This window comes from Nocardia sp. NPDC058497 (assembly GCF_042720195.1).
GTDB lineage: Bacteria > Actinomycetota > Actinomycetes > Mycobacteriales > Mycobacteriaceae > Nocardia.
Window position 1 is genome coordinate 1 of record NZ_JBHXMY010000181.1, and the last position, 10,315, is coordinate 10,315.

Sequence of the window (10,315 nt, forward strand, 5' to 3'; positions counted from 1 at the left end):
ACATCGCCTACACCAACGTCGCGTTCATCGCGTACGTGGTCGCCGGCGGTTTCCTCGCGTGGCGGTGGCCACGCACGATCGGCCTGCACCTGCTGGCCGCGTCGTGGGGGTTCGCCACGATCCTGATCGGCTTCGACTGCCCGCTGACTCATGCCGAGAACTGGGCGCGCAGGCAGGCCGCGGTCGCCGAGCTGCCCGCCAGCGGTTTCATCGACCACTATCTGACCGGGGTGATCTATCCGGACAGCGCGCTGGGGCTGATGCGGGCGTTCGCGGCGGCGGCGGTGCTCGTGTCCTGGATCGGCTATGTGCGGCTGAACCAGCGGCACCGCCGGTTCAGTTCAGGTGCCGTGTGATCTCCCGCGCCACCTCGGCGGGCTGTTCGTCGAGGTAGAAGTGCCCGCCGGGAAACGTGCGGATGCTGAACGGCCCGTCGGTGACGGTGCGCCACTGTTCGGCCTGCGCGGGTGTCGTCGTCGGGTCCTCGGTACTGACCAGTGCGACGATCGGGCAGCTCAGCTGGGGTCCCGGCTGGTGCCGGTAGGTCTCGACGGCCTGATAGTCGGCGCGGACGGCGGGCAGCACCAGGTCGGCCAGGCCCGGCTCGGTGCGCAGCAACCGCACGGGCGCGGGGTCGGTGGCCAGCCGCTCGAGGTCGTCGATGAGGGCGGCGTCGGAGCCCTGGTGCAGCCGCTGCGTCTCGACGAATTCCGGTGCGGGACGGCCGGAGACGATGAGCTGATCAACCGCCTGACCTGCCGCGGCGAGCCGCCGTGCGGTCTCGTAGGCCACCGTAGCGCCCATGCTGTGCCCGAACAGCGCGCGCGGCCGGGTCGGCTGTCGCAGCAGGTCCGCGGCGATCCGGTCGGCGAGCTCGTGCAGGTCGGTGATCATCGGATCGCCGAGCCGATCCTGGCGGCCCGGGTATTGCACGGCGGCGACGTCGACCCCTGGTCCGATGTGCCGAGCCAGTTCGCGGTAGAAGGCCGCCGAGCCACCGCCCGGCGGCAGGCAGACCAGTTGCCCGCGCGGTGCCTGATCCGGTCGCAGTACCCGAACCCATTCCGTCGCAGCCGTATTCACGCCCACCTCACCCTCCTTCACCATGATCGCCGCGGTTAGGCTGGTCGAGGTGACCACCGCGCAGCAACTCGTGCACGCCTACGAGACCGGTCTCGGACTCGCAGCATCGGCCGGGGCCGATGAGCCGGATCCGGGTGACCGGCTCGCGGCCACGCTACCGGTCTGGGCACTGGCCGCGGGCTCGGTGGCGGCCGTCGGCGCGGCCGCGAACCGGATCCGCGCGGCGCATGGGCTGCCGACCAGGCCGTCTGCCCTCGATCCGGCCCGGGTCGACGCGGCGTTCCGCAGTGAGCGGCTGTTTCGCCGCGGTGGCAGCGCGCCGTCGATCTTCGCCGAGCTGTCCGGCTTCTTTCGCACCGCCGACGGGTGGGTGCGCACCCATGCCAACTATCCGCACCATCGCGACCGCCTGACCCACGCCCTCGGCCTGTCTCCGTCGGCCGACGCCGCGCAGCTGACCGCCCGGTTGGCCGCCTTGCCCGCGGCCGAGGTCGAGGACCTGGCGGCCGCCGCGGGTGCGATCGCGGTACGCATCCGCACCGAGTCCGAGTGGGCAGGCAGTCCCATGGGCCGGGCGGCCGCAGCAGGTCCGCTGGTCACAGTCGATCGGCGCACCGACACCGGGCCGAGTTCGGCGCATTCCGAGGCTCGGAAAGCAAGGCAGGCCGGCACAGGTCGCGAGAAGCGCGATTACCCAGGCGAGCGCCCACCAGGCAACCCATCCACGTGGCACCCCACCGCCGAGCACCCTTTGCGCGGCATCCGAGTGCTCGACCTGACCAGGGTCCTGGCCGGACCCGTCGCGACCCGCACCCTCGCACTGCTGGGCGCCGATGTGCTCCGCGTGGATCCGCCGCGACTTCCCGAGATCGACTGGCAGTTCGCCGACACCTGTCAGGGCAAGCGTTCGACCCTGCTCGACCTGCGCACCGACCTCGCGACATTCGAGGACCTCCTGTCCGCCGCCGACGTGCTGGTGACGGGCTACCGGCCGGGTGCGCTCGCCGCGACGGGCGTGCGGGTGACGCGGCCCGATCTCATCGACGCGTCCGTCTCGGCGTGGGGCACAGCCGGACCGTGGGCCGGCCGACGTGGTTTCGACAGCATCGTCCAAGCGACGTCGGGTATTTCGCTGATCGAAGGCTCACCGGATCGCCCCGGTGCGTTGCCTGCGCAGGCGCTCGACCACGGCTCCGGGTATCTCCTCGCCGCGGGCGTCCTGGACGCACTCCTGGCGCGAGCCGACGACGGGGCAGGTCGCGACGTGCGAGTCTCGTTGGCCCGCACCGCTTCCTGGCTCCTGGCAGGTGATCGCCCCTCTACTCACCCCGCTGCGGCAGCGCCCGATCCGACGGCGACTGTCACCCACAGCGAACTCATCACTGCCGCACCGGCATTCGCCGAGTACGCCGACTTCCGCTGGCCCGCACCGCCCTACGGGTCCGCGCAGCCGTTCTGGACCGCGCTACCGGACCAACGCACCTGACCTGTCGCGCAGGTCCCCCACCGGGCAGACGGTCTCAGCGCCCCGCGAGCGCGCGCACCGCCTCCGCCAGCTGATCACCGTCGGCCACCACTTCACCCGGATTCAGTAACCACAGCACACCCAGGCCCTGCGCGAGGACGAAGTACAGCCGGCTGATCGCGTCGGCCTGCGCCTCGTCGAGTTCCGGATGCGCCGCACGCAGATTCGCCGCGAGATCGGTATAGGCACCCGAGAGCTGGTCACCGAGCTGGGCCCGCGCCTCGTCGGAGCGCACGATCCGCACGATGTTCTCCAGGCTGGCCAGCATCGCCTCGTGATTGTCGGCGAACACGGCGGGCATTCCGTTCCACAGCCGGGTGAGGCCGGCCAGCGGCGACGTGCCCGCCCCCTCGTCGATCAGCTCCTCCATCGCGTCACCGATCGAGTTGCCGAGCGCCTCGCTCAGCGCCTCGGTGACCAGCCGCTCCTTGGACCCGAAGTGATAGCCGATCGCGGCCAGGCTCACCCCGGCGGCCGCGGCGATATCGCGCGCGGTCGCCTTGGCCACACCGCGTTCCAGGATGACCTTGCGCGCCCCCGCCAGTAGGTCTTCTCGATTACCCATGCCGCGAGACTACCCGACCGTCTTAGACATTTGTACTAGACATTCGTGCAACCCACATGTTAGACATATGTCTAAGACATTCGTTCTCCAGACGGGAAACACCATGACCACCAGCCCCCTGCACGTTCTGGTCTCCGGCGGCGGTATCGCGGGCAACGCGGTCGCACTTCAGTTGCTGCGCAGCGGCATTCGCACCACTGTCGTCGAGCGCGCCGCAGTCCCCCGCCCCGGTGGCCAGGCCGTGGATCTGCGGGGGCCGAGCCGGGAAGCGGCCGAGCGGATGGGCCTGATGGAGGGCATCCGCAAGTACCAGCTCGACGAGCGCGGCATGTCCTACATCGACGGCGACGGCCGCGTCTACGCCCGCATGGCGATGGAGGATTTCGACGGCCGAGGCGCGGTCGCCGAGATCGAGATCACCCGCGGCGACCTCAACCAGGTCCTGCTCGACGCCCTGGCCACCGCCGACAACGGCCACCTCGACTACCGCTATGGCGAGTGGATCGAGCGGATCGACCAGGACGACACCGGCGTCGAAGTCACCTTCGCCTCGGGCCGCACCGAAAGTTTCGACCTGGTGATCGGCGCCGACGGCGTGCACTCGGCGACGCGACGACTCGTCTTCGGGCCGGAGGAGCAGTTCAGCACCAACCTCGGCGGGTACGGCGCGTTCTTCACGATGCCGACCCCGCCGCAGGTGGAGCCCGGCTGGTTCGGCATGCGCCTGGTACCCGGCGCCATGCTCGGTATCCGCCCCGACGGCGACCCGGCTACCGCGAAGGCGATCATCACCATCCGCACCGACGCCGACCCCGCGCTGCGTCGCGACCCCGACGCCCAGCGCGCCCTGATCCGCCGTGCCATCGGCGAGGCGGGATGGCACGCGCCCGCGGTGCTCGCCGCGATGGAGACCACCCCCGATTTCTACTTCGACGAGCTCGCCCGCGTCGACGTGCCCGACCTGGCCGTCGGCCGGGTCACGCTGGTCGGCGACGCGGGCTACTGCGGCTCCCCCATGACCGGGATGGGCACCGCGATGGCGGTGGTCGGCGCCTATGTGCTCGCGGCCGAGATCGCCGCGACGCCGGCGGACCTGCCCGGCGCCCTGCGGCGCTATCAGGACACGATCACGCCGTTCCTGGCCAAAGCCAAGGAGATTCCCGGCGGCGGCATCGCGATGATGCTCCCGCACACCAAGCTGATGACCAGCCTGGCGAAGGTCAACGTGCGGATGATGATGTCGCGTCCGATGCGGCCGATCACGAAGAAGATCTTCTTCGGCCACACCGAGGAGTTCACCCTGCCGACCTACTGATCGCCCGGCCCGGACCTCCCGCGAGATCCGGGCCAACAGCCACGGTTACCCTCGAGCTGTGGCTCAGCAGATCATCCTCGACGTGGACACCGGCATCGATGATTCGCTGGCGCTGCTGTATCTGCTGGCGTCACCGGAGGCGCGGATCATCGGGATCGCCGCGACCGCGGGCAATGTGCCGACCGCGCAGGTGGCGGTGAGCACCCTCGCCCTGCTCGATCTTGCCCACGCCGACGAGATCGAGGTGGCCGCCGGCGCGGACGGACCGCTCGCCGTGCCGCTGCGCACCACCGAGGACACGCACGGCCCGCAGGGCCTCGGTTATGCCGAGCTACCTGTCTCGACTCGTCCGCTGTCAGGCCGGTCGGCCGCGCAGATGTGGGTGGACCTGGCCCGCGCGAACCCCGGCTCGGCGATCGGCCTGTGCACCGGCCCGCTGACCAATCTCGCCCTGGCCCTGCGCATCGAACCCGAACTGCCCCGGCTGCTGCGGCGCCTGGTGATCATGGGCGGCGCGTTCAACCATCCGGGCAACACCACACCGACCAACGAGTGGAACATCCACGTCGACCCCGAGGCGGCCAAAGAGGTATTCGACGCGTTCTCGTCCGCGGCGCCGGATCGCAGGCCGCTGGTGTGCGCGCTCGACATCACCGAGTCCATCGAGATGCGGCCCGAGCATCTGGCCCGGCTGGCCGAGGCCGCCCACAGCACGCCGATCGAACGGGTCGCCGCGGGTGTTGCCCCCGAATGGCGTTCGGCGGCAAGCAATCCGATCATCCGGTATCTCGTCGACGCGGTGCGGTTCTATTTCGACTTCCATGATCTGTACGACCTGGGCTACCTCGCGCACATGCACGACCCGTTCGCCGCCGCGGTCGCGCTGGACCCGGCTCTGGCGCTGACCCGTCCCGCCACCGTCGACGTCGAACTGGCGGGCACCATCACCCGGGCGACCACCGTCGCCGACTGGGCGGGCATGTGGGGCCGGGAACCCAACGCCGACATCGTGATCGGCACCGACCCCGCCGTCTTCTTCGAACGTCTCGTCACCCGCGTCGGAGCTTTCGCCCGTCGCCTGTACCCGGAGCCGCCCTCGTGACCGTCGATACCGCCGCCTATCTCGCCGACTTCCGCCGCCGCCTCGAGCTGCCAGCGATCGTCGACGTGCACACCCACTTCATGCCCGACCAGGTGATGCGCAAGGTGTGGGCGTACTTCGACCAGGTCGGCCCGCTGACCGGCAGGCCGTGGCCGATCACGTACCGCGACGACGAACAGGTGCGGCTGAAGACCTTGCGCGACTTCGGCGTTCGCGCGTTCACCTCGCTGGTGTACCCGCACAAGCCGCAGATGGCCGCCTGGCTCAACGAGTGGACCGCCGAGTTCGCCGCCCGCACACCCGACTGCCTGCACACCGCCACCTTCTACCCTGAACCGGAGGCGCCCGAATACGTCCGCGCCGCCATCGAGAGTGGTGCGCGAGTCTTCAAGGTGCACATCCAGGTCGGCGCGTTCTCACCGCTGGACCCCCTGCTCGACCCCGTGTGGGCGATCCTGGCCGAGACCGGTGTACCCGTGCTCATCCACTGCGGATCAGGGCCCGCCCCCGGCGAATTCACCGGTCCGGCACCCATTGCCGAACTGCTGCGGCGCTTTCCGGCGCTGCGGCTGATCATCGCGCACATGGGCACCCCCGAGTACAGCGAGTTCCTCGACCTGGCCGAGCAGTACCCGCGGCTCTACCTCGACACGACGATGGTGTGGACCGACTTCAGCGAAGGCGGTGCGCCGTTCCCGCCCGCCGAGCGGGAACGCCTGCGCCGCTTCGCCGATCGCATTCTGTTCGGCAGCGACTTCCCCAATATCCCCTACCCGTACGCCGAGGCCGTCCAGGCGCTCGAGCGGCTCGACCTCGGGCCGGACTGGCTGCGCAAGGTGTGCCACGACAACGCGGTCGCGCTGTTCGACCTGCGCTGATCAGGCGGGGATCGCCATCCCCTCGGCAAGCAGGGGCCAGGAGTTCTCGAGCGCCTTCTGCCAGTAGCCTCACGAATGGGTGGTGCCGACGACGACGGGGCGAATCAGGACGCCGCCACGGTGAAGCGGGCACGTCGGTGGACCGGGCGCTCCGCCTCGTCGAGTAGGGCGACCGCGAAATCCTCCATCGAGATGGTCGACACTCCGGCCACGTCGACCAGCAGTTCGTCGGCGCCTACCCGGTAGCTCCCGGTGCGCTCACCCGGAATCAGCTCGGCGGGCGGACTCAGATAGGTCCAGTCAGCCTCCGCATCGGCTCGGCACGCGGCGAGTTGTTCGGCGCAGGCCTGCGCGATCGCGGCGAGTTCGGCGGGGAAGTCCGGGGTTTCGTGCAGCAGAGCCTCGGCGCCGGGGACCGTCAGCGTCGCCGCGCCGCCGACGACGAGCAGCCGCACACCGCTGCGGGCCACGCCTTCGAGCATCGCGGCCGCGACCACCCGCAGTTCGGACTCACGCCCCACCGCGGGGCGCGTTGCCGCGATCACGAGATCGTGACCGGCACTCAGGTTTTCGACGTCGTCGGCAGACCCCGCGTCACCGATCCGCACGTCCACGCCGTCCGGCATCGCCACGACCCGCCGCGCCACCGCGGTCACCTCGTGCCCGCGCGCCACCGCTTCGGCCACCACCCTGCTGCCGACGGCTCCACCCGCTCCGAACACCGCGATCCGCATGATCAATCCTCCTGTGCGACAACCCGACTCACTGACACGTCGAATGTATCTCAATATTGAGTTAGTTAATCATGATGTATCTCACCATTGAGATATCAGTGCTCGGTGAGCTTGGAGGAATAGACGGCGAGGCGGACGCGGTTGTCGGTGCCGGTCTTCTCGAGCAGGTTCGCGATGTGGCTCTTGACGGTGCTCACGCCGAGATGGAGCTGGTCGGCGATCTCTTGGTTGCCGTATCCTTCGCCGACCAGGCGCAGGACATCGAACTCGCGGGGCGTCAGATCGGGTGCGGGGGTCGAGCCGGGAGCCGACTGGGCTTCGAGGGCCCGGGCAACCAGGCGGCGCAGGAGGGTGGGCGAGAACAGCAGGTCGCCGTCGACTGTTCGCCGGATGGCGTCGAGCAGGACCTCAGGGTCGGTGTCCTTGACGAAATACCCCGCGGCTCCGGCGGCGAGGGCGGGGAACAGGTGATCGTCGTCGTCGAAGGTGGTGAGCACGAGCACTTTCGCGCGCGGTGCCGAGGCGAGGATCTGCCGGGTGGCCGCGACGCCGTCGAGGCCGGGCATGCGCAGGTCCATGACGACGAGGTCGGGCGCGAGTTCGGCGAACTGCCGCACCGCCTCGACGCCGTCGGCCGCCTCACCGACGACGGCGAGGTCGGTGGTGTCCTCGATGAGCATCCGCAGGCCCGCCCGCACCAGGCGCTGGTCGTCCACCAGCAGCACCGTGATCATGCGTCCACTCCCCGCACGGCGTCGGGCAGCCAGGCCCGCACCACCCAGTGCCCGGCGTCGGCGCCGACGGAGAGGGTGCCGCCGGCGAGGGCGACCCGTTCCCGCATGCCGACGATGCCGTGTCCCGGCGGGGTCGCGGCCTCGCGGCCGCCGCTGACCACCTCGACGCCGATGCCGTTGTCGCGCTTGCCGATCCGGAATCGCACGGGCACACCGCGATCCGCGTGTTTCATGACATTGGTCAGCGATTCCTGGACCAGGCGCAGCAGGGTGAGTCGGCTCATCGCGTCGAGGGTGCCGAGTTCGGTGTCGATGTCGGCCTCGACGGTGAATCCGGCGGCGCGAGCCCGGGTGAGCGCCGCCGTGACCTCGGTGACGACCGCGTCCGCTTCGACCAGCGACACCGTCCCGAACTCGGGATCACGCAGCGCAGCGAGAAAACGGCGAATGTCGGACAGCGCGTCGGTGGCGGTGCCGCGGACATCGTCGAGGACGGCGACGAGGCGCGGGTCCGCTTCCCGCACCACCCGCCCGGCCACGGAGATACGCAGGATGATCGAGGACATGTGGTGGGCGACCACATCGTGCAGTTCCCGCGCCATGGCCGCGCGTTCGTCGAGGCGGGTCCGCGTTTCGGCGTCGGCCGCCCGCATTCGCAGGTTCTGCGCCAGGTCACGCTGGCCGCGCAGATACAACCCCAGCAGCAGCGGCAGTCCCACATACGTCGCGGCCTCGAGGAGGGTGGCCGCCCGGCCGACGGAGGTGTCATGGATGCCGATCCGCCCCAGGACGACAGCAGCGGCCCAGCACACTGTAGACACCGCGACAACGGCTCGTTGATGGGTCCGGGCCACGACATCGACCAGGGCCACCGAACCGAGGTAGGGCACGAGGCCGGACGCGCCCCAGGCCGGCGTACGCAACATCGGCACGGCGAGCACCGACAGCACGATCGACACCGCCAGCGGCCACCGCGCTCCGGCGAGGAACACCACACCCGCGGCGACGGCGAGCAGCCAGTAGTGCGCAGGCACCCGGAACTGTCCCGGATAGGTGCTGGCGAGCAGCAAGACGGGGATCAGTGCCAGCGGCAGCCAGCGGAGGAGCTGCCGCGGGCCTCGGCCTGCGCTGATGTCGATCACGCACCCCACGGTAGGTGACGTTTCGCGACTAGCACGCGATCGGCGCGACCGCAAGGGCCGCGCGGCCGGATTCGGTCCGGTGGGGTCCGGCCGCTGGGCGGAGTCGTCGAGGTCGCGCGCGATCGAAGCTGGAGGTTCCCGCACAGACAAGGAGCACACGTGGTCTCGCGACGAGGATTCCTCACCGGCCTCGCCCTGGTCCCGGTCGCCTACGCGGCCGGGTGTTCGATCCGGCCCTCGGCACCGGGTTCGGCCGCCGGGACGGCAACGCGTCCGCTGCCGATTCCGCCCCAGGCACCGTCGACCCTCGGCGCCGACGGTGTCCGCCGGTTCGCCTTGCGCGTGCAGACCGGGAGCACCGAGATGCTGCCGGGCACCCGCACACCGACATGGGGTTACAGCGGGTCGGTGCTCGGCCCCACACTCCGCGCCCGGCGAGGCGAGGAGGTCGCGGTCACCGTCGTCAACGATCTCCCTGAGCCGACCTCGGTGCATTGGCACGGAATGCATCTGCCCGCAGCCTTCGACGGCGGACCGCATCAGATGATCACACCCGGCGCGCAGTGGATGCCGCGCTGGCGGGTGGATCAGCAGGCCGCGACGCTCTGGTACCACCCACATCCGCACGGCGCGACCGAAAAGCATGTCCAACGCGGGCTGGCCGGCTTCTTCCTGATCGACGACGATGCCACCAATCGCCTCGATCTACCGAAAGACTATGGTGTCGACGATATTCCGCTGGTGATCCAGGATCGCCGGTTCACCGCCGACGGCGGCATCGACGAATCCGACGCCACCGATGTCGGCCTGCTGGGCGACACCATCGTGACCAACGGCATCGCGGGCGCCCACTTCACCGTGACGACCGAGCGGGTCCGGCTCCGCATCCTCAACGGGTCGTCGGGCCGCCTCTACAACCTCGCGCTAGCCGACGGCAGACAGTTCCAGCTGATCGGCACCGACGGTGGTCTCCTGCCGGAACCTGTTGCCCTGACCGAGATCCCGCTCAGCCCGGGTGAGCGGGCTGAGATCGTGGTCACCGTCCGCGCGGGCGAGAACGTCACGCTACGGTCCCTGCCGATCGGTGACCGCGACGGTATCGACCGGGCCGCCGAATTCGGCTTCGACGACTCCTTCGACATCCTGGCCCTGCGCGCCGCCGACACGCTGCGGCCATCGGCGGCCCTCCCCGCGGCACTCGTGCCGATGAGCCCACTCGCCGCGGCGAACACGGCGC

Annotated in this window: 11 protein-coding genes; 6 read left to right on the forward strand and 5 right to left on the reverse strand. The window is 70.0% G+C overall.

Annotation, left to right across the window (positions count from 1 at the left end):
- Nucleotides 1-2: 2 nt before the first annotated feature.
- Nucleotides 3-356 carry a DUF2784 domain-containing protein gene (locus tag ACFWPJ_RS14680; protein WP_378851286.1) on the forward strand — a complete coding sequence of 118 codons (354 nt, stop codon included), beginning with the start codon at nt 3-5 and terminating at the stop codon, nt 354-356.
- On the opposite strand, the gene ACFWPJ_RS14685 is transcribed toward ACFWPJ_RS14680, so the two are convergent.
- A complete protein-coding gene (locus ACFWPJ_RS14685; protein WP_378851289.1) occupies nt 337-1,089 on the reverse strand; it encodes a thioesterase II family protein in 753 nt (250 codons plus the stop codon). The genes ACFWPJ_RS14680 and ACFWPJ_RS14685 overlap by 20 nt on opposite strands.
- A gap of 16 nt (nt 1,090-1,105) precedes the next feature.
- Here ACFWPJ_RS14685 and ACFWPJ_RS14690 point away from each other — a divergent pair, with 16 nt between their 5' ends.
- Complete coding sequence (locus ACFWPJ_RS14690) at nt 1,106-2,569, forward strand: CoA transferase (protein WP_378851291.1); 1,464 nt, start codon at nt 1,106-1,108, stop codon at nt 2,567-2,569.
- Nucleotides 2,570-2,603: 34 nt separating this feature from the next.
- Here ACFWPJ_RS14690 and ACFWPJ_RS14695 read toward each other — a convergent pair whose 3' ends face one another.
- The gene (locus ACFWPJ_RS14695) at nt 2,604-3,173 is read right to left on the reverse strand and encodes a TetR family transcriptional regulator (RefSeq protein ID WP_378851293.1); all 570 of its coding nucleotides are present in this window, start codon (nt 3,171-3,173) and stop codon (nt 2,604-2,606) included.
- Nucleotides 3,174-3,276: 103 nt separating this feature from the next.
- Between ACFWPJ_RS14695 and ACFWPJ_RS14700 the strand changes: the two genes are divergently transcribed.
- The 3 genes from ACFWPJ_RS14700 to ACFWPJ_RS14710 are packed head-to-tail and all read left to right on the forward strand — an operon-like array spanning nt 3,277 to nt 6,468.
- On the forward strand, nt 3,277-4,488 hold the full coding sequence (locus ACFWPJ_RS14700; RefSeq protein ID WP_378851296.1) for an FAD-dependent monooxygenase: 1,212 nt from the start codon (nt 3,277-3,279) through the stop codon (nt 4,486-4,488).
- Nucleotides 4,489-4,546: 58 nt separating this feature from the next.
- Nucleotides 4,547-5,590 (forward strand): nucleoside hydrolase, encoded by a 1,044-nt coding sequence (locus ACFWPJ_RS14705; RefSeq protein WP_378851298.1) that lies wholly within the window; start codon nt 4,547-4,549, stop codon nt 5,588-5,590.
- Nucleotides 5,587-6,468 carry an amidohydrolase family protein gene (locus ACFWPJ_RS14710; RefSeq protein ID WP_378851301.1) on the forward strand — a complete coding sequence of 294 codons (882 nt, stop codon included), beginning with the start codon at nt 5,587-5,589 and terminating at the stop codon, nt 6,466-6,468. The genes ACFWPJ_RS14705 and ACFWPJ_RS14710 overlap by 4 nt, the downstream gene beginning before the upstream one ends.
- A 104-nt stretch (nt 6,469-6,572) precedes the next feature.
- Here the strand turns inward: ACFWPJ_RS14710 and ACFWPJ_RS14715 are convergent, their stop codons facing one another.
- From ACFWPJ_RS14715 to ACFWPJ_RS14725, 3 genes are all read right to left on the reverse strand, one after another.
- Entirely contained in the window at nt 6,573-7,202 is a 630-nt protein-coding gene (locus ACFWPJ_RS14715) for an NAD(P)-dependent oxidoreductase (protein WP_378851304.1), read from the reverse strand.
- A 95-nt stretch (nt 7,203-7,297) separates the two neighbouring features.
- Entirely contained in the window at nt 7,298-7,936 is a 639-nt protein-coding gene (locus ACFWPJ_RS14720; protein WP_378851306.1) for a response regulator, read from the reverse strand.
- Nucleotides 7,933-9,078 carry a sensor histidine kinase gene (locus tag ACFWPJ_RS14725; RefSeq protein WP_378851309.1) on the reverse strand — a complete coding sequence of 382 codons (1,146 nt, stop codon included), beginning with the start codon at nt 9,076-9,078 and terminating at the stop codon, nt 7,933-7,935. Before ACFWPJ_RS14725 ends, ACFWPJ_RS14720 begins: the two co-directional genes overlap by 4 nt.
- A gap of 159 nt (nt 9,079-9,237) precedes the next feature.
- On the opposite strand from ACFWPJ_RS14725, the gene ACFWPJ_RS14730 reads away from it, so the two are divergent.
- The coding region (locus tag ACFWPJ_RS14730) for a multicopper oxidase family protein (protein ID WP_378851311.1) at nt 9,238-10,315 on the forward strand (1,078 nt) is incomplete at its 3' end.

Coding starts and splice junctions, on each gene's coding strand:
- ACFWPJ_RS14690 (WP_378851291.1), top strand. CDS start 1,106: ATGATCGCCGCGGTTAGGCTGGTCGAGGTGACCACCGCGCAGCAACTC.
- ACFWPJ_RS14695 (WP_378851293.1), bottom strand. CDS start 3,173: ATGGGTAATCGAGAAGACCTACTGGCGGGGGCGCGCAAGGTCATCCTG.
- ACFWPJ_RS14700 (WP_378851296.1), top strand. CDS start 3,277: ATGACCACCAGCCCCCTGCACGTTCTGGTCTCCGGCGGCGGTATCGCG.
- ACFWPJ_RS14715 (WP_378851304.1), bottom strand. CDS start 7,202: ATGCGGATCGCGGTGTTCGGAGCGGGTGGAGCCGTCGGCAGCAGGGTG.
- ACFWPJ_RS14720 (WP_378851306.1), bottom strand. CDS start 7,936: ATGATCACGGTGCTGCTGGTGGACGACCAGCGCCTGGTGCGGGCGGGC.